We start from the raw sequence: 19254 nt of genomic DNA, 5'->3' as shown, positions 1-19254 counted from the left end.
GCCGCAGAGGCGATCAACTCCCCCGCGCTCACTCCACACCCGCCGTTTCCGCTGGCCACCCGCAAACCCGGACGACGGCGCCCTCCATACGCACCAGTCGCGCAGGCAAGGCTTTGGCTCGCAGCGCGTCGAGGGCAGCCTCGCCACGCACCACGGCTTCAGTGGCGGCAGCGTTGGCTTCCACGCAGGTCGCCGCCGCGACAGTGACCGTGCGCCACACCAGGGGCGGAACGTCGCCGGTGGAAGGGTTCACGATGTGATGGACAACCCTTCCGTCACGCTTCCACCTGCGTCGCACCGTGCCGGATGTGGCGAGGCCACCGGCGGTCAGCCTGACCACGGGGTCCGAGGACTTCGGCTTCGTGTGGTCGTCGGACACAGCGATGCGCCACCCCTCATCCGGTGCCTCTCCCCCGATCGCCAGATCACCCCCAAGGTTGACCAAGACACCACAGTGAGCCACGTCCGCGATCCTCCGCGCCGCTCGGTCCGCCGCAAGCGCCTTCGCGGTGGCCCCCAGGTCCAGCGAAACCCCAGCGGGCAGTATCAGCAGGCGTGAGTCCCGACGCCACAGCACGTCACGCCATGTGTGTGGCGGGGCCGCCGGGCTCAGGGGCCTCAAGTCTTGCGGGCGCAGCGCCGTGAAGCTCTGGTCGTAACCAAGAGCACGTACCGTCTCCCCCACGGTAGGGTCGACCGTGCCGGCAGTCTCGTCGGCGACTCGTAGCGCGGTGTCCAGCGCTTCCGCGAACAGAGCACCGACCTCGACGCGCCGCCCCGACGAAGCGTTCACCCTGGACAGTTCGGAGTCGGGCCGGAAGCGGTTGCAAGCCTGGTCGATCGCGGAGAGCTCGGTCTTCAGCAGGTCATGGCCCTTGTGGAGGGCGCGCGAGTCCGTCACGAGCAAAGTCGCCGTGGTCCCCAGGGCCTGGAATGAGACTCCGGCAGACCGTATGGCGGTGGTCATGACGCGCCCGAGGAGGTGTGAGAAGCCCGCAGCGAGGCCTTCACCGTCGGAGCGGTCCCTCCGGGCCGCCGAACGGTGTCCGCCTGTCCGAAACCCTCGTCGGGTGTCTTCGGTCTGATCCAGGGTGTCCCGCCACCATCGGAGGTTGACTGCCCGGTGGACCGGCCGGCCTGCGCCTGCGCGTACCCGAGCCCGAGGGCGATCGATCCCACTGTCGCGGCTACCGCCGCCAGGAAGGTGACGAAATTGATCCGGAGCAGCCCAGCGTCCCGGCGCCGGCTGCTCGGCGTACAGATGTTACTCATGGTCGGACCAGACACGATCCCTCCGCGACTGCCTCTGGGACATCCGCAGATCACGGGTAGGCGGCCGGCGCGTCATGTTGACACCAGCGGACCATCAACCGCCTTCTCGCGGACGGGCTCTCATGGTGGCGGTGGAGGACACCCTGCGCGCGTACCGCCGCCACGAGAGTCGGGTGGCTCACACCTACTAATACGGTGGGGCGCCTGACAAGGTTCACCGTTTCACGCCCGACGATCGACTGACACTGCGACCGAAGACAGAGCCCGACGCGCCATCGATGAGGAAGCGGGCGTCATTCGGCGTCACGGCGTCTCTGATCGGTGGGCTGAGGGCCGCACGAGGTGCCTTCCGGCCGACATCCCGGGGGGCGGGGTCCGGGGTCGGCCGGACGCCTCGCTTGCCTCTAAAGGCCCCACGACCATTACCGGCGACCCGAGGCGCAACTCGTCAGCCGACTCGACGACATGTTCCCCGTCGCACTCTCCGGATCACCGAGAGCCGTTCGAATTCGTCTGGTACCGATTTCTGCGCCGTGGCCACCGCGGAGCAGGACGGTCTTGGAACGGCCCGGGTCAACGGGCCATACGCTGAAAGGCCTCCGCGATCTCGGGGTGCGCCGCCTCGTCGAGGATATGCCGCCACTCCGGCTCGTCAGCGCCCGCGTGGCAGGCGTCCCACACATCCAGGGCCATTTCCAGGTCATCCGTGCGCGAACCGGTGGGGGCAGGCTTGGTGATCATGGCTTCTCCTTACGGAGCCTGATTTCTGTTGCTGTAGTCCGTTCCTTCGGTATCCGAGCCGTACGCAAGCGGCCACCAAGACTGCGATGCGAGGTCCGCCAGGTTGGCGGAACGGTGATACAGGCTCTCATCCTGAGATACGGAGCCACAGCACGGTCCGTTCGCAGGACGCGTCACCGTCGCCGAAAGGATGGCTCCAAGGCCCCGCTCCCGCGCGGGTCTACCCGCCCGCCGACGAAGCGCCCCGCCCACGTGGCTCAAGACATCCGCAGACCTGGGCCAGACGGCTCGGACGAGACCGACGTCTCCTGCCGACCCTGAACCCGGGTCTGGCACCGCCCGTATCTTCAGCCATGGGGACCGCCTTCCCGTCCGTCAAGACGCGGCACGCCAGCCGGACGACGCCTTGCCCCAAGAGATCGGACAGGACGCACAGCACAGCAGTAGCGAAGGGACCGATGATGGGATCGGAGCGCATCCTCAGGAGCCGTCGCAGACGTCTTACTTCGGCGGGGCTCCTGGTCACCGGGACCGTCGCCGCCGGCCTGGTCGGGGCCCCACATGCCTCGGCCGCCACACAGCCCGAGCATAGGGCTCCCAAGCCCGGGAGCACGAGAATTCCGCTCTCGTCGACAGGAGAGGATGCCCCGCCTCCCGCGGATCCGGGCCATCTCACGCCCTCTCCCCACGAAGACCGTCCGGCGACTGCGAGGAGCACGCACCCTGCGGGCCAGGCGGCCTCATCGGCAACGGTCACTGCCCGGGGCGGCAAGCCTGCGCGCAAATCAACGGTGGCATCTGATGCCGCCGCGCTGGGAGACACCCGTTCCGCCCGGCACACCACCTCATCCTCATCCCCCACGTATTCGACCTACACCGTGCAGCCCGGTGACACCCTCGGGGGCATCGCCGAGCGGTATCTGGGCGACAGTGCCCGCTGGCACGAGCTCTTCCAACTCAACCGTGGCCGCTCCGAGCCTGGGGGATCGAAACTGGCCGCATCGGACTTCATCGAACCGGGCTGGTCTGTGCACATACCGGGCAGCGGCCCCCATTACTCCACTCGGGCGTCGCAGAGGCAGCGGGACGAACCGACCGTCGATACGCCCACAGACACCACACCGGCGTCCTCCTCGACGTACACCGTGCAGCCGGGAGACACCCTCAGTTCAATCGCCGCACGCGAGTTGGGCAGCGGCGCACGCTGGCAGGAGATCTTCGCCCTGAACGAGGACCGCGTGCAGCCCGACGGCGGCACGCTCGTCTCCCCAGAGGCGTTGAGGGTCGGATGGACGCTACTCATACCCGGCGGCCGGCCGGGAAGTGGCGAGACACGAGCAGCCACGAACCATCTGGAACGATCGACTTCGCTCCCCTCGGGCTCGCAACCCACCGCTCGATCCAGCGCGGGCAGCGTGCGGACGATCGCCCGATCGATCGTTCCCACCTCTCAATTCAGGTGCTTTGACGAGATCATCTCGCATGAAAGCAGTTGGAACGTCCAAGCGCGCAATGCCTCCTCAGGTGCCTACGGACTGCCCCAGGCGCTTCCGGGCTCGAAGATGGCCACGGCGGGCCCCGACTGGCGGACCAGCCCCACGACCCAGATCAAGTGGGCGCTCGGCTACATGGATTCGCGCTATGGAAGTCCGTGCGGAGCATGGAGTTTTTGGCAGGACCACAGCTGGTACTGACCGCGCACGCGGTACGGCACCGCCCATGACCGGTTCGTGCCGACCAAGCGCGGGCTCTTTCGAGTTCGCCCCACCACGTCCAGCTCGATGGGGCCGTACGCGGGCAGCCGGGGGGCGACCGGGCAAATGGAGGAGTTCGTCGCGCTGTTGGATGCGCCCATCTACGCACCGTCCGCCACGCTGGACTCCGAGGCCAACGGCGGGACCTCCTGGCTGTGCACGACGCCGGCGGCCTCGGCCACTGGGCGCTTCGATCCCGCTGCGGCTCCCACGGTCCGCTCTCCCCTGCCCACGGGCGGGCCGGGCCCCGCGAGCCGTGCTGAACACGATGACGGACGAGCTTTCGCTGGTCTCGGTCACCGCGGGTCCGTGTGTTGCGGATCCGCTCCCGACACGGGACATCAACCGATTCACTTCTACCCTGCCAGCTGCACGTGCTGTCCGTCCTGGACGTTCTGCTTCCGCATCTCACAAGGCTGTGCCAGCGAGAACCGGATAGGAGCGCCGTCGTGTCCCCTTCCGCGGCCTGGGCTGTGGATCAGCACACTCGCTGTGCCTGGCACACAATGACGCCAACCTGATTCGGCCGCCTGACGTTTCCCGCACAGCAGAAGAGGGCGCAGCCGTGCGAGAACGCGCCTGCCTCGTCAGGCCATCTCGGTCGGCACCGCGCCGTCGCAGGGCGCTGCGGCATGTGCCCTCAGTCGGGCCTCGATCACCGACTGAGGCCTGACCCCCATAGCGTCTGCCAAGTCTTCCACGCCCCAGCCGAATCGGGTCAGTTGATGCACAACCGCCAGGAAGTCGGCTCTGCGGACCGGGAATCGCGCGCCCTCCTCCAAGCGGCGCACAATGGCTTTCACATCGCGGCGCAGCCCCCGCACGTCGCGCACCAAGGCCCGGCGTTCGGCCGGTGTACAACCGCCCCAGATCCCATCGTTATCCTGCTGCCGAATCGCTGTGAGCAGGCATGCGCGAATCACCGGGCAAGCAGCGCAGATGGCCTTGGCCTTGCCGATGCGCCAGTTGTCCTCGCGCCGTCCCTCCGGGAAGAACAAAAGCGGGTCGGCGTCCTGACAAGCCGGCCGCGCGGATGCTTCATTCCCTTCTGACGGTACGACGTCATGAGTGCACATACCTAGGGTGATTGTGGACGGGTTTGGTTCGACGGTGGTCGTGCGCATGCGTGCCCTCCCTGGGGGGATGCGGTCCTCCCGGTGACATCCGAAGGCACCCCCGATGTCGTCCGGACCGGCGGCTCGAGAGGTGCCAACCCGGCGCCCCGGCGGCCGAAGGTCTCTGCGGGGAAATACGCACGCCGCACGACCGGGGTTCACAGCCGGGCGCGGGGCTCTTTCCAGGCCCTGGGTGCGGCCGCGACGATGCCACCGCGGTCCGTTTCAACACTGGACAGCCGGCTGAACCCACTCCCTGCCCGGCCCGTATGAGGAAGTAGGGACTATGCCGGAAGACGCTCACCACGGCCCGGTTCAGCCCAGGCGACGTGGCCAGGCCGGGGACGCGAAGACCCGGCGCAACCTTGTGGCGGCGGCGCACGGAGGAGTACAGAGAGTGACGCGGAATGGGTGACGAGAGCGGAATCCGACTGATGAAGCGGGCCGACTCGGGCTTTCACGCCAGGGGCGGTGTGGTCCCGGACCTCAACGGCGTGCTGTCCTCTCACCTGCCTGACCGGGATGGCCCCACCGCGGCAGGAACCGCAGGCAGCCCGGGCGCGGGCACGGACATGGTTCGCCGCTGGTCGGAGGCGCGAGAGTTGACTGCGGATTCTTCGCCCGCGGGCGAACAGAGGGCCCAGGGACGCCGCAACCCTGACTCGCCACCGACGCGAGACGATTCCCCACTACGAGCCGAGGACCTGCTGCGTCGTGCGCCACGTCCGGCGGGCCGTTTGCGTCGGCTCCTGCCTCGTCGGCGCGGTCACCTTGAGGCCAAGCTGGCCAAGCTGCGCACACCTCTGCTGCACTGCCACCGAATCGCGGTGGTGAGCCTGAAGGGTGGCGTGGGCAAGACCTCGATCACCACGGCGCTCGGTGCGACCCTCGCCGCAGCACGCACTGACCGTGTCATCGCCATTGACGCCAGCTCGGACGCCGGCACTCTGGGCCTGCGTAACCGCCGTGAAACGGAAGCGACAGTGCGCGATCTGGTCGCCGCGTTGCCGGCCGACATCTCCTACATGGATCTGCGACGGTTCACCTCACAGGGCCCCAGCGGCTTGGAGATACTGGCCAACTCCGCGGACCCGGCGATTGGCACGGCCTTCGACGCACGAGGCTACCGGGTGTTGATCAGCGCACTCAGCGCCCAATATCCACTGGTGCTCACCGACTCCGGAACCGGTCTGCTCCACAGTTCGATGAGCGCGGTGCTCGATCTCGCGGACCAGTTGGTCCTCGCCGCCACCCCCAGCGTGGACGGAGCGATTAGCGCGGACGCCACGCTCGACTGGCTGTCCGAGCACGGCTATGGCGACAAGGCGCGCGGCGCGATCACCGTCGCCTCGCACCTGCACGGCGTCTCACGAGCGATCCGGGTCCATGACCTCGTCGAACACTTCGCGCGCCGCTGTCGCGGTGTCGTGGTGGTCCCGCACGACGAACACGTGGCGCTGGGCACGCAGATCGACCTCAGCCTGCTGAGGCCGTCTACTCGGGACGCCTACCTCGCGCTCGCCGCCCTTGTGGCCGAGAGTCTGTCCCAGAACTGACTGCGGCTGGAACCAGGAGACCCGACCGGCATGTCTGACCGCACCACCCCCTCGCCGTCCAACTCCGCACAGACGCGCCACCGGATCCCGTTCGGCAGTCCTCCCTATCGCTTGCCGCGGGGTGCCCTACCCGCCTGCCAAGGCGAGGACCCCGAACTGTTCTTCCCGTCGGCCGGTTATGAGAAGCGTCAAGAGCAGGTGGCGCGGGCCAAACGGATCTGCGCCAGATGCCTGTGCAACCGGGATTGCCTCAGGCTGGCGCTCCACAATGACGAACCGGTGGGCATCTGGGGCGGCTGCACTACAACAGAACGTCGCGTACTGAGAAACGACATCCGTAGCCTGCGACGTGAGCCACACCCCGCCTTGCGGTCGCTGGAGAGAGGAGAGACGGTACCGGTCGATCCGTTCGACCTCCTCGGCGTCGTCCACCGACTGACTGTGCGCGGCCTGACCATGCCGTGGTTGTGCAAGGTGCTGAACCTGACACCGGAGACCGTCCTACGGCTGCAGATCAGGGGCGCTCGCGCCGCCGCGTTGGTGGAGAGCGAGCAACGTGAGGCCCGGGAGGCGACGTGATCCGGCGGCACGCAGCGCGGACGTTATCCATCACTCCCCACGACCAAGTCACGGATTCGCCCACGCGATGTGGAGTCGAGCTGACGAGGACATACGACGCATGGATCTTCACCGTGCGCCGGGAGGAAAGCAGCCATTCGGCGATGTCGCGATCGGAACGGCCTTCCGTAACCAGTCAAGGCCCCCCACAGCTCGTTGGGGGGCGAGGGATCCCCAGCGGGCCATCGACCTCCGTTTTCCGGACGCCCCCATAGCCCGCAGTCGCTCTGTGGCGCGCCGAGATTCTCGCCGGCGCCGCATCTGCTCAGCGGCTGAACCTAACCGCAGGCCCCCCGGGGCCGCCTCATACCCAAGACCGAAAGGATAATCCGCACATGCCAGCTGAGACCCATGAATTCCAGGTCGAGTCACGCCAATTGCTGCAAATGATGATCCATTCGATCTACTCGAACAAGGACATCTTCCTCCGCGAACTCATATCCAACGCCTCCGACGCACTGGACAAGCTGCGTCTGGCGTCCCTGCGCGGCCTCGCAGCGGACGCGGAAGTCTCCGACCTTCACATATCCATCGAAGCCGACTCTACGGCCCGGACGCTGACAGTACGTGACAACGGAATCGGTATGTCGCGCTCCGAGGTGACCGAACTGATCGGCACCATCGCCAATTCCGGCACGGCATCCTTTCTCCGCGAATGGCGGCAGGGTGAAAACGCCCTCGGGGCGGAGAGTCTGATCGGGCGGTTCGGTGTGGGCTTCTATTCCGCCTTCATGGTCGCCGACGAAGTCACTTTGGTCACCCGCAGGGCCGGTGAGCGCGACGGCACCCGTTGGACATCGACCGGCGAGGGCACATACACCATCGACACCGCGGTCACGCCCCAACAAGGTACCGCGGTCACCCTCCGCCTCAAGGCGGTGGACAGTGACGACCAGCTGCACGATTACAGCGCGGCCTGGAAGATCCGCGAGGTCGTGAAGCAGTACTCCGACTTCGTCGCGTGGCCGATCCGCATGAAGGACGCGGGACTGGAGCCCGACGATGGCACGGACCCGGTCGACGGTGACGCGGAGGCCGCCACGGAGCCGGAGACACTGAATTCCATGAAGGCACTGTGGGCTCGTCCTCGCGAAGAGGTGTCCGAGGCCGAATACGCCGAGCTTTACCGGCACATGAGCCACGACTGGAGCGACCCGCTCGAGACGATCCGCCTTCAGGCCGAGGGCACGTTCGAATACCAGGCCCTGTTGTTCTTCCCGTCCCGCGCCCCGCATGACCTGTTCACCCAAGGCTACCGCGCCGGATTGCATCTGTACGTCAAGCGGGTCTTCGTGATGGACGACTGCGAGGCGCTTCTCCCCACGTATCTGCGGTTCGTGAGGGGCATCGTCGACGCACAGGACTTGTCGCTGAACGTCTCGCGCGAGATCCTCCAACAAGACCGCCGAATCGCCATGATGCACCGTCGGCTGACCAAGAGAGTCCTGGCGACCGTCAAGGACATGATGTCGCGAGATCCCGAGCGCTACTTCACCTTCTGGGGGGAGTTCGGACGAGCCGTAAAGGAGGGGCTTATCACCGATCCGCCTAACCGGGAGGCGATCCTCGCCGTCAGTGCGTTCCCGTCTACCCACGACACGCATAGTCCGACTGGCCTGCGAGAATACATCGAGCGCATGGCAGCGGGTCAGGAGCACATCTACTACTTGACTGGCGACTCCCGACAGGCCATCGAGAACTCCCCGCACCTGGAGTCATTCCGCGAGAGAGGGATCGAGGTCCTGCTGTTGTCCGACCCGATAGACGCGGTGTGGGTCGACCAAGTGAACGAATTCGAGGGAAGGCGGCTTCGGTCTGCCGCCCACAGTGACGCCGAGGAGTCTTCTGACAGCGATGACAAAGCCGGTCGCGCCCACGAGCGGCAGGAGGAGTTCTCCGAGCTGCTGGCATGGATGACACAACAGCTGGGTGGCGACGTCAAGCAGGTACGGCTCTCCACCCGGCTGACGACCTCCCCCGCCTGCCTGGTCTCGGACGAGGGCGGTCTCACCCCTGCGCTAGAGAGCGTGTACCGGGCGATGAGGCAGGACGTACCTCGCTCACTACGCGTCCTGGAACTCAATCCGGGCCATCCCCTCGTCACGGGCCTCAACGCGGCGTTCGGAGAGCATCGGGACACAGCGGACGCCGATCTGGGCGATCTCGCGGAACTTGTTCGTGACCTGGCGCTGTTGGCGGAGGGCGGGATGCCCTCCGACCCCTCGGGCTTTACCAAGCGGGTGGCGGACCGCCTCGGCCGCGGGCTGTAGCGAAGGGGCCTCCAGATATCTGGCGGCCTGGCTCACCGAGAGCTCCCAGCCCGTAGGCGACCGAAGGGGAGCGCCTACCGGGCGCGGTGCACCGTCCCCGTGACCGGACATCTCGCTGCGCTTGGAGTCATAACTCTTCGCGGGCACCGACGTCTTCGCCAGCACCGACGTTCGGCGGTCGACCGCAGGCCGGAAGTCGACGCCAGGTCATCGGTGGCCTTCGTCTCGTTCCGGGATGTGGGCGAGGCCGTCTGCCGGATCCCCCGTCTCGATCAGACCCAGCAGACGCAGATCGGCGACATACTTTCGGATCAGGGAAGCTGAAAGGGGGGATGCCTCCGGACACTCCTGTCCTGGCCTCGCGCACGGCCGCGCGGACCCGGTCCGAAGGCGGGAGGCCCAGCCCGCCGACAGCCTCCTGCGGCTCGGCGTAGGCGTGCAGCAGCGGCAGCAGCGAGTGCTGCCGCTGTCTCTGCGGCAGTACCCGGACCGCGGTTTCCAGGCGGGTGAACCACTCCTTGTAGTCGTCGATCCGTTCTATGGCACAACGCGCTTCGATCAGCCAGTCGATGACGACGTCGAGCGAGATGCCGTCGTCGTGGGGATTGAGGGCGTTGAACGTGTGATACCCGTCCGCCTTCCGCTGGCCGAGTGCCACCACAGCTTCGGCGAGGAAGTCCACGGGAAGCCCGTCGTAGTGGGCACCACGTGATCGGTAGAACGAACGAGGGGCGGTGCAGGTGACGACGACACTGATCAGCAGGCGGGTGAACACGTCAGGCACGTTGAGCTGCCCGGCATACCGGCGGTGGGCCATGATCATGCCCGGCCTGAGGACGACCACGGGCAGTCCGCATTGCTCATGCGCTTCGCGCAGGAGAACCTCACCTGCCCACTTGCTTGTGATGTAGCCGTTGGCATAGCTCTGGTCGAGCCTCCGGACCGGACTGGACAGTCGGATGTCGGCATCCTCGTCCGCGGTTGACGATTGGGAGGAGACCACCGCGAAGGTCGAGATGTACGTGAACGCCTTGAGTCGCCGGGTCATGGCCAGCCGGATCAACTCGGCCGTTCCTGCGACGTTGGTTCCGAACATCTCGTCATAGGGCAGGGCGTGGTTGACCAGGGCCGCAGGGTGCACGATCAGGTCGACCGTGTCGGCCAGTCGCAGCCACGTCGGGCGGTCAAGCCCAAAGGCGGGCTTCTGAAGGTCTCCTGCTATGACCTCTCCAGACGGTCGGTGGCCAAGCCCCGGAAGTGCTCGACCAGCTCAGCGTCGCCGCTGTCGAAGACCGCTTCGAGCCGCTTGCGCGCTTGATCGTCGGATTCACCCCGGACCAGGCACAGCACCTTACCTCCGGCCAACTCCATTCGCTTGAGCCACTCCAGACACAGGAACCGGCCGAGGTATCCGGTCGCGCCGGTCACCAGTACGGTGCGCACGGGGCCACGCCGGCACGGTAGCGTCTCGGCCTCAGCGAGCGTCTTCACGTCGATGAGTTTGTCCAGCGCGAGGTCGCTGGCACGGACCTGCCGTTCACTGGTGCCGTGGATCTCCGCGAAGGTGTGCGTCGCCGCCCCCTCGTCCAGTGCGGTCTTGATGTGGTTCGCCAGTCGCCTGAGGTTGTTGACGGGGCTGAGGACGACGCCGGCCGATATCTCCGTGTCGAAGATCTCCCCGAGCAATCGGGAGAAGGCCAGCGCTGACAGAGAGTCGCCGCTCAGCTCGGTGAAATGGTCCTCGGGGCCGGCGGGGCATCCGAGCAGCGCCCGGGCCGCCCGAACGACGATGTCGATGACCGGGCCGCGCTTACCGGTGTGCCGCAGTTCGTGCAGCTCACGCGATTCCTTCTCAGCCAATTCGGTGTACATCCGCTCCAGACGAGCACCGTAGTGGGCAAGGAGCCTGGGTCGCGACGGCTTGCGGAGGTCGGAAAGCAAATTGTTCTCTGGGCTGAAGGGCGTGGTCTCCAGCAAGAAGTCACGCGGGCACTCGTAGGACTTCAAGTCCGCGTCCCGCGCGATCCGCCGAAGCGACTCGCTGATGATCGGCTTGAGATCTTCGCACGTGGTCCTCGCGCGATCGATCGCCGCTGGGGTCGGGACGATCACTGCGAGGAGAAAGGCTCGCTCGCTGCTGCCGTGGATGAAGATCTGCCGGATCAGCGGACTCGTGGAGAAGAGCACTTCCAGCCCGAGACAGCGACGAACTCGCCGTGCGCCAGCTTCAGCACGTTATTGCTGCGATCGACGAACGCTAGCTGATCCGGTCCGAGCTCGCTCATGATGTCGCCGGTCCGGTAGTAACCGTCCTCATCGAAGATCTCCGCCGTGAGCTCCGGCCTCTTGTAATAGCCCGGGATCAGAGTCTCGGACCTGATCAGAAGCTCACCTCGCGGGTACGGCTTGTCAGCGCGGAAGTAGCCGAGTTCGGGAACGTCGACGAGCTTGTAGGCGATTCCGGCGGCCGCGATATGTGCCCGTCGTACATGACACGACCAGCCTCCGTCGATCCGTAGCCGTCACGCAGGGGAACCTCCAGGCACGACTGGATGAACTCCGCGGTATCGTCGGCCAGCGGTGCGGATGTGGTGCCCGCCCGGACCACGCGGCCGGCGAGGACCCTCTCCCGCAGCTCCGCCTGCACCTCATCCTCATCGACCCCGACCATGCGACTCCGACGATCGAGCTCGCCTTGATACAGCTGCAGCAGCATCTCGCAGACACGTGGAACCACCAGCAGTTCGGTCGGGCGGACCAGCGCGATGTCCTCCAGGAGCGTCGACAGGTCGCTCCTGGCCGCGAAATAGCCGACACCACCGCTGACCAAGGTTTCCATCAGCACGGCCCGGCCGACCGCGTGGCTCATAGGCAGGTAGTTGATACCGATGATCGGCAAACCTCGAGCGTATGGCCAGTATTCCGTCCATAGATACCTGATCAGTTTGTGGGTCAGTACGGCGCCTTTGGGGGTACCGGTGCTGCCGGAGGTGTACAGCAGGGTCGCCGGCCGGTCGTCGTCAGACGTGGCCTCGAAATCGGGAGCGGGCGGAAGGACCGACCCGCGCTCGATGACGTCGCTCAGTGAGTCGAGCGTGATCGGGCGGCCCCATTCCGCCAGGCGCCGGCGGGCAGCGTCGAACCTCCCGCTGCTCGTCAATCTGCGCCAGGTAGTCGAAAACGAGGATGCGGCGCAGCGAACTACTCTCGGCCGCGGCGTCCAGGGCGGTATCGAGCAGTTCAACACTGGACGCGAGGGTACACGGCTCGGTCTCCCCGATGATGAGTCTCAGTTGGGCGGCCGACGCGCTGGACTGCAGCGCGACAGAAGTCGCTCCGGAACGGAGACAGGCCAGGTCGATGGTCGTGAAGTCACGACTGGTGAAGCCGAGGATGCAGACGAACTCCCCGGCGCGTAGGGAGTCGTGGTGCCAATCGGCGGCGACCGCGCCGGCCCGCTCCCACAGCTCCCCGTAACTGATCGTCTCGAACCTGGCGGGACGTCCCGGGGCTGTTTCGGCGTGACGGCCTGGAGCTGGCTGCGGGGTTGGACCGGGGCTGGCGTCTGGCCACGCCTGGACGCCGCCCTGCTGACCGTGCTCCGTAAGATCGGCGGCATCGAGACGACCCGCTTCGGCGTGCGGTCAGCCTGATTCACGGGTGCGCCGCCGCGGTCGTCGCTGCCCAGCTGGCAAGCAGTTGCAGGCGCTCGGCGGTGGGCGAGGCGGGCTCGGAGATGTACGCGGACAAGGTGATGGAGGGAGAGGATTCGAGGGTCAGTTCCTCGAAGCCCAGGATGAGCTCTCCGACCTGGTGGTGGTGGAGGGTCTTCCTGCCCGCGCGGTGGACGCCGACGTCGTGAGCGGCCCAGCGGGATCTGAAGTCGGTGCTTCGCGTGGACAGCTCGCCGACGAGCTGTATCAGCTGCTTGTCGTGCGGTGTCGCGCCGGCCTGGGCACGGAGGATGCGCACGCACGCGGCTGCCGCATCGTCGAGGTCGTCGTAGAACCTGGCCGCGGCGGGGTCGAGGAAGACGACGGAGGCCAGGTTCGGCGGGGAGGATGACGAGCGTCGAGTCGGGCTGGTGAAGGCCATGTCGAACAGGGCCCGGCCGAGCGGGTTCGACGCGAGGACGTCGAGCCTCTTGCTCAGGGCGATGACGGGGGTGGCGCTCATCGTGTCGATGAGCAGCTGTACCTGCTGCGGCACCCCCGCCGCGGCCTTCGGCTGTCTCCTCGCCCGCGAGGGGCGGCGCGCGGTGCGGGCAAGGTCGTAGAGGTAGGCGCTCTCGTCCTCGGTCAGCTGCAGGGCACGGGCCAGGGCGTCGAGGACCTCGTCGGAGACCCCTGTCAGGTCGCCTTTCTCGATCCGGGTGTAGTAGTCGACCGAGACGCCGGAGAGCATCGCGACCTCCTCCCGGCGCAGTCCGGGGACGCGGCGCGCTCCGCTGCCCTTCGGGATGCCGGCCATGTCGGGGGTGATCTTCGCGCGGCGGGTGGCCAGGAAGTCCCGTACGCGCTCGTCCTTCGGTGCCATGACCTCACGCTATGGGCGATCGGGGCCAGGGGCCAGGTTCTGCCAGACCCCCCTCTGAGGGGGGTTCCATCGCAACCTTCCGCCCTCGGTCGAGGGCGACCACAGTTGATGTCGTGAGAGCCGACGGGCGCCGGCCCGCGGCCCGGACGACGATGAGTGGGACAGCCAGGAGGAAACATGACTGAACGGACCGAGCGCGTGAGCTTCCGTTCCCCGGGGATGGCCTGGGACCTGGCGGGAATCCTCCACCTCCCCGCGGATTTCGACGAGAACGGCTCCTATCCGGCGATCGTGAGCGTTCACCCGATCGGCAGCTGCAAGGAACAGACAGCCGGCAACGTGTACGCGAAGGCGCTGGCGGAGGCTGGCTACGTGGTGCTGGTCTTCGACGCCAGTTACCAGGGTGAGAGCGGCGGGCAGCCGCGTCTGATCGAGGATCCCGCGCAGCGCGTGGAGGACGTCCGCGTCGCGGTCGACCACCTCGTGACCTTGCCGTACGTCGATGCGGACCGCATCGGCGGGATCGGGGTCTGCGGGGGTGGCGGCTACGTCATCAACGCGACCATGACCGACCGCCGGATCAAGACCGTCACCAGCATCACCGGCGTGAACTTCGGGCGCCTCAGCCGCGAGTCGTTCAGCGGCTACGACCCGATCGGCGCTCTGGAGCAGATGGCGGCGCAGCGCACCGCCGAGGCGCGCGGCGCGGATCCGCGGGTCGACGACCTTCTGCCCCTCTCGGTCGAGGCCGGACGGGAAGCGGGGCTGACGGACATCGACGTGCTGGAGGCCACGGACTACTACAAGACCGGCCGGGGACAGAGCGCGGGCGGTGCCACGAGCGCGGTGCTGTCGCGTCGCGCGGCGGCGATCGGCTGGGACGCGTTCTTCGACGCGGAACAGCTGCTCACCCGGCCGCTGCTGGTCGTGATCGGCGACAAGCCCGGCGGGTTCGGCGCCTACCGCGACGGCCAGGAGATCTACGGCCGCGCCACCTCGAAGGACAAGCGCCTCCTCGTCGTGGAGGACACCTCGCACTACGACCTCTACGACCAGCCGGACCCGACGCGCCAGGCCATCGAAGCCGCGACGGAGTTCTTCGGCACCCACCTGTGAGCCCGGCCCACCCAGAGACACCCATTCGGACATCAACCCGAGGAAAGTCATGCGCAAGAACATCAGCATCAAGACCCTCAACGGCTACGGCACCACCCTCGCCGCGGTGATCAACCTCCCGGAAGGCTTCGACGCGTCGAAGACCTACCCGGCGATCGTCGTCTCCCACCCGGGCGGCGGCGTGAAGGAGCAGGCAGCCGGCCTGTACGCGGGCAAGCTCGCCGAGCACGGCTTCGTGACCGTCGCCTACGACGCCTCGTTCCAGGGCGCGAGCACCGGGGAGCCGCGACAGCTGGAGAACCCGCACATCCGCACCGAGGACGTCAGCGCCGTGGTCGACTACCTGACCACGCTCGACTACGTGGACAGCAGCCGCATCGGCGCGATGGGCATCTGTGCCGGGGCCGGCTACACCGCGAACGCCGCGATCAACGACCCCCGCATCAAGGCCGTGGGCACCGTGAGCCTCGTCAACATCGGCCAGATGTTCCGCAACGGCTGGACGAACGACGTCGCCGACGCCGACGCCGCCCCCCTGCTCGCGATGGGCGCGGAGGCCCGCACCACCGATGTCCAGGGCAAGGACAACCCCTTCCCGCTCGCACCGATGCGCGAGGAAGACGCGCCGAACGAGGAGCTTCGCCAGGCGTGGGAGTACTACCACACGCCGCGTTGCGAGCACCCCAACGCACCCGGCTTCATGACCACGCGCAGCCTGAGCCAGATCATCACCTACGACGCCTTCCACAAGGCCGAGGCGTTCCTCACGCAGCCGCTGCTCGTGATCGCGGGCAGCGAGGCCGGATCGAAGTGGATGAGCGATGACCTGTTCGCGCGCGCCGCGAGCAAGGACAAGTCCTTCCACGTCGTCGAGGGATCGAACCACATGGAGCTCTACGACGGCGAGAAGGAGGTCGGCGAGGCTGTCAGCAAGCTCGGCCCCTTCTTCGCCGACAAGCTCTGACCCAGGCAGTCGTCGCTGCCCCGCACCGCTCATGCGGGGCAGCCTGACCGCAGACGCGAGAGGAAGACCGGCCATGACCGCTTGGACCCCGGATGAGCTTGACCGCATCAACGCCGAGACCTACTTCACCGTCGGGGCGACCCTGCCCGACGGAACCACCCCCAAGACCGTCGACATCTGGTCCGTGCCCGTCGGGAACCGGATCTTCATCCGCTCCTACAACGGCACGCAGGGGAAGTGGTACGGGCCGGCCCTGAAGTCCGGCCGGGGCCGGATCTCGGCCGGCGGGGTCGAAAAGCCGGTGCGCTTCGTACCCGTCGACTCCGACGACGAGGAGACCAACCGGGCCGTCGACGCCTCCTACCTGGAGAAGTATGCGGACAGCGAGTACTCGGTGACGATGTCGACCGAGCCCGTACGCCGCAACACCCTCGAGGTGGTCCCCGAGGACTGACGCCCCGGATGCGTGCAGCGGTCCGTGGCGGGTGACGCCCCGGACCGCACGGCCTGTTCTGCCCGCCATCACCAGTCCGGTCTGCCGGTGCGAACGGTCACGTCATCCCCGTCGTCGCCACCGTCTACGGCAAGCATCCGGGACCGGGCACCCCACCCCTGGTCCCGGACCTCTCATGACCAGGACACGGAGGCATCCCCGTCATGACCATCGAATCCCGATTCCGGCTGGTCCCGATGCGGCCGCGCGACCCCGACGAGGAGGGCCGCACCGCCTCCACCCTCGAACTGTTCTTCGACCTCGTCTTCGTCGTCGCCGTCAGCATCGCCGCGGTGTCGCTGCACCACGCTCTACGGGCGGGCACGTCCTCGAAGGGCTCCTCAACTAAGGGATCGTGTTCTTCGGGATCTGGTGGGCCTGGATGAACTTCACCTGGTTCGCCACCTCCTTCGACACCGACGACTGGCTCTACCGAGTGCTCACCATCGTGCAGATGGGCGGCGTGCTCGTCCTCGCCTCCGGGATCAAACCGGCCTTCGAGGACCACAACTACTCGGTGCTGATCCTCGCCTACGTCGTCATGCGCCTGGCCCTGGTCGCCCAGTGGCTGCGCGCCTCCCGCTCCGCCGGACCGGCGCGGCGCGCCACGCTCATCTACGCCAGCGGCATCACCGGCGTCCAACTACTGTGGCTGGCCTCCCTGCTGCTGCCGGAATCGACGTTCTTCATCGCCCTCGTCGTCCTGGTGGGCGCCGAACTTGCCGTGCCGATCGTCGCCGAGCGCACCGGCTCCACCCCGTGGCACCCGCACCACATCACCGAGCGCTACGGCCTGTTCACTCTCATCCTGCTCGGTGAAAGCCTGCTCGCGTCGGCCAACGCGATCATCGAGGCTCTCCACGAGACCGACCACCTCACACCTCTGATCGGCGTCGCCGCACTGACGCTGGTTGCCACCGCCGCCCTGTGGTGGATCTACTTCTGGCCGCCGCACCACCACGCCATCTCAAGCTTCTCCAGCTCCCTGGCCTACGGGTACGGACACTTCTTCATCTTCGCCGCCGCCGGTGCATTCTCCGCGGGCATCGAGGTCGAAATCGATGTGCTCACCGGGCACAGCGACCTCCACCAGCCCTGGGCATCGCTCGCCTACACGATCCCTCTGGCAGTGTTCGTCCTTGGCATCTGGGCCCTGGCGATCAGGCCGCACGCCGACCGCGTCGTCAACACCATCCTGCCCCTGGCCGGCCTCCTGATCCTGATCGACCCCCTGATCCCCGTCCCCTTCGCCCTCACCGCGGTCATACTCGCGGGCACCGTCGCCGTGCTCGTCTGGAGACAGCCGATCGACACCGCCAACGCCTAACCCTTCTCCCTGCAGCCGCCTCGGTCGTGTCGGAGATGAGTGATGAGACTGTGCGGCGCCCGAAGTGCCCTGCGGCGGGGCAGGCGACGACAGGATAAGCCGGGCTACCCGCGGCGTATGGCTCCAGGAGCCGGAGCATCTGTTCGTCGGTGCCGCCCAGGGTGCAGCCGGCTAGCCGCGTGGCTCTGCCCCCACACGAAGGCAGCGAGCGGGATCACGCCGGCCACAATCGGAGCGAAGACCCACAGAGGGGCCCGGCATCGAAGTTCGACTCGCTGAGGCCCTGTACGAGGCGACGACACTGCTACCCAGCTGGCGAGCAACCTTACTGAACTTTGGAGAATGAAGTTCGGAGGCGGCGAAGGCATATGAAGCTACAAGCCAGTTCGAGCAGGCCCTGGTGAAGATCCGCACGTCGTTCGTAGCGGATGCGGAGCCGCTTGAACTGGTGCAGCCAGGCGAAGGCGCGCTCGACCACCCAGCGCACCTTGCCCAGCCCGGAGCCGTGCGCGACGCCGCGCCGGGCGATCATCGGCTTGATGCCGCGCTTCCACAGCAGACGACGGTACTTGTCGAAGTCGTAGCCCCGATCGGCATACAGACGCCGGGGGCTGCGGCGTGGACGGCCTCGCAGACCCCTAATCGCTGGGATTGCGTCCAGCAGTGGCAGGAGCTGGGTGACGTCATGGCGGTTGCCACCGGTGAGCGTGACGACGAGCGGGGTGCCATGGCGGTCGACGATCAGATGGTGCTTGGGCCGGGACGGGGACGGTCAACGGGAGAGGGGCCGGCGTGATCCCCCCTTTGAAGGCCCGGACGTGAGAACCGTCCACGGCACAGTCATCCAGGTCCAGCAGGTCGGCGCGGCGCAGTTCGGTCAGCAGGGCGGCGTGCAAACGTGGCCAGACGCCAGCATCGGTCCAGTCCCGCAGCCGGCGCCAGGCCGTTACGCCAGAGCAGCCCACGGTCTCGGCCGGGACATCGCGCCAGGCGACACCGGTGCGCAAGACGTACATGACACCCGCGAAGGCCGCTCGGTCCGGAACACGCAGTCGGCCCGGGTGGCGGTGACGCCGTTCGGAAGCGGGCGGCAGAAGCGGCGCCACCCGCTCCCACAGGTCATCCGGAACAAGATCAGCACGCATCCGGAAGCCGATGATGGTTCTCGCCGTCGCGGTCGAAGAAGCTGCGTCTAGATCCGTGTGGGAGGTGTGCTCTTGGCAAGGGGCGGACGATACAGTGCGCGTTGATCGCATGGCGGTTCTCGACGAGGTCCCGGAGCACCGTGGGCTCTGCCAGAACCTTGCGGACGTCTCGATACCGGGTGATGGCCCACATCCGGTAACCGTTGTTCTCGATCGCGAACGCCGGCGTGGCCTCCCGGATCCCGGCCAGCGTGCCGTACGGCTCGGCCATCAGGTCCACCATCCTGATACGGCCCAGGTGCTCGGGGACCCCTTGCTGCTGTGCAAGTTCCATATCGACCTCTCTG

17 protein-coding genes and 2 pseudogenes are annotated in these 19254 nt (G+C 67.1%); 9 read left to right on the top strand and 10 right to left on the bottom strand.

Annotated features, from left to right (window positions below):
- Positions 1–28: 28 nt before the first annotated feature.
- Positions 29–967 carry an FAD:protein FMN transferase gene (locus K7472_RS19630; RefSeq protein WP_222979800.1) on the bottom strand — a complete coding sequence of 313 codons (939 nt, stop codon included), beginning with the start codon at positions 965–967 and terminating at the stop codon, positions 29–31.
- Between the two features lie 878 nt (positions 968–1845).
- Positions 1846–2013, bottom strand: coding sequence for a hypothetical protein (locus K7472_RS19625; protein WP_222979799.1), 168 nt, complete (start codon positions 2011–2013; stop codon positions 1846–1848).
- Positions 2014–2804: 791 nt separating this feature from the next.
- On the opposite strand from K7472_RS19625, the gene K7472_RS19620 reads away from it, so the two are divergent.
- On the top strand, positions 2805–3707 hold the full coding sequence (locus K7472_RS19620) for a LysM peptidoglycan-binding domain-containing protein (protein ID WP_222979798.1): 903 nt from the start codon (positions 2805–2807) through the stop codon (positions 3705–3707).
- A gap of 647 nt (positions 3708–4354) precedes the next feature.
- Here the strand turns inward: K7472_RS19620 and K7472_RS19615 are convergent.
- Positions 4355–4891 (bottom strand): WhiB family transcriptional regulator, encoded by a 537-nt coding sequence (locus K7472_RS19615; protein ID WP_222979797.1) that lies wholly within the window; start codon positions 4889–4891, stop codon positions 4355–4357.
- A 398-nt stretch (positions 4892–5289) separates the two neighbouring features.
- On the opposite strand from K7472_RS19615, the gene K7472_RS19610 reads away from it, so the two are divergent.
- The 3 genes from K7472_RS19610 (at position 5290) to htpG (ending at position 9326) form a co-directional block, all read left to right on the top strand.
- Positions 5290–6438 carry a MinD/ParA family ATP-binding protein gene (locus K7472_RS19610; protein WP_222979796.1) on the top strand — a complete coding sequence of 383 codons (1149 nt, stop codon included), beginning with the start codon at positions 5290–5292 and terminating at the stop codon, positions 6436–6438.
- Positions 6439–6468: 30 nt separating this feature from the next.
- On the top strand, positions 6469–7017 hold the full coding sequence (locus K7472_RS19605; protein WP_222979795.1) for a WhiB family transcriptional regulator: 549 nt from the start codon (positions 6469–6471) through the stop codon (positions 7015–7017).
- Positions 7018–7391: 374 nt separating this feature from the next.
- Positions 7392–9326, top strand: a complete 1935-nt coding sequence (gene htpG, locus K7472_RS19600) for a molecular chaperone HtpG (RefSeq protein ID WP_222979794.1) — start codon at positions 7392–7394, stop codon at positions 9324–9326.
- Positions 9327–9453: 127 nt separating this feature from the next.
- Here htpG and K7472_RS19595 read toward each other — a convergent pair whose 3' ends face one another.
- The 5 genes and pseudogenes from K7472_RS19595 to K7472_RS19575 all read right to left on the bottom strand — a co-directional run bounded on the left by K7472_RS19595 (position 9454) and on the right by K7472_RS19575 (position 13862).
- The gene (locus tag K7472_RS19595) at positions 9454–10497 is read right to left on the bottom strand and encodes an SDR family oxidoreductase (protein WP_252395916.1); all 1044 of its coding nucleotides are present in this window, start codon (positions 10495–10497) and stop codon (positions 9454–9456) included.
- A 47-nt stretch (positions 10498–10544) separates the two neighbouring features.
- A complete protein-coding gene (locus K7472_RS19590; protein ID WP_222979793.1) occupies positions 10545–11513 on the bottom strand; it encodes an SDR family oxidoreductase in 969 nt (322 codons plus the stop codon).
- A 193-nt stretch (positions 11514–11706) separates the two neighbouring features.
- Positions 11707–12486 (bottom strand): AMP-binding protein, encoded by a 780-nt coding sequence (locus K7472_RS32810; protein ID WP_252395900.1) that lies wholly within the window; start codon positions 12484–12486, stop codon positions 11707–11709.
- A 52-nt stretch (positions 12487–12538) separates the two neighbouring features.
- Positions 12539–12793 (bottom strand): annotated as a pseudogene (locus K7472_RS33720) (hypothetical protein); the annotation flags it as partial.
- A gap of 187 nt (positions 12794–12980) precedes the next feature.
- A complete protein-coding gene (locus K7472_RS19575; protein WP_222979792.1) occupies positions 12981–13862 on the bottom strand; it encodes a helix-turn-helix domain-containing protein in 882 nt (293 codons plus the stop codon).
- Positions 13863–14039: 177 nt separating this feature from the next.
- Between K7472_RS19575 and K7472_RS19570 the strand changes: the two genes are divergently transcribed.
- From K7472_RS19570 to K7472_RS19555, 5 genes are all read left to right on the top strand, one after another.
- Entirely contained in the window at positions 14040–14978 is a 939-nt protein-coding gene (locus tag K7472_RS19570) for an alpha/beta hydrolase (protein ID WP_222979791.1), read from the top strand.
- A 49-nt stretch (positions 14979–15027) separates the two neighbouring features.
- Entirely contained in the window at positions 15028–15942 is a 915-nt protein-coding gene (locus K7472_RS19565) for an alpha/beta hydrolase (protein ID WP_222979790.1), read from the top strand.
- 73 nt (positions 15943–16015) lie between these two features.
- Positions 16016–16396: a DUF2255 family protein gene (locus K7472_RS19560; protein WP_222979789.1), complete on the top strand. Its 381-nt coding sequence runs from the start codon at positions 16016–16018 to the stop codon at positions 16394–16396.
- A gap of 203 nt (positions 16397–16599) precedes the next feature.
- Entirely contained in the window at positions 16600–16821 is a 222-nt protein-coding gene (locus K7472_RS32800; RefSeq protein WP_252395899.1) for a low temperature requirement protein A, read from the top strand.
- Complete coding sequence (locus tag K7472_RS19555) at positions 16818–17762, top strand: low temperature requirement protein A (RefSeq protein ID WP_252395898.1); 945 nt, start codon at positions 16818–16820, stop codon at positions 17760–17762. The genes K7472_RS32800 and K7472_RS19555 overlap by 4 nt, the downstream gene beginning before the upstream one ends.
- A 325-nt stretch (positions 17763–18087) precedes the next feature.
- Here the strand turns inward: K7472_RS19555 and K7472_RS19550 are convergent.
- Positions 18088–18907, bottom strand: a pseudogene (locus tag K7472_RS19550) (IS5 family transposase).
- Entirely contained in the window at positions 18897–19241 is a 345-nt protein-coding gene (locus K7472_RS19545) for a cytochrome P450 family protein (protein WP_222979788.1), read from the bottom strand. Before K7472_RS19545 ends, K7472_RS19550 begins: the two are co-directional and overlap by 11 nt.
- Positions 19242–19254 lie beyond the last annotated feature (13 nt).

Source organism: Streptantibioticus parmotrematis (genome assembly GCF_019890615.1).
Lineage (GTDB): Bacteria > Actinomycetota > Actinomycetes > Streptomycetales > Streptomycetaceae > Streptantibioticus_D > Streptantibioticus_D parmotrematis.
This window is presented reverse-complemented; position numbering and strand designations above follow the sequence as displayed.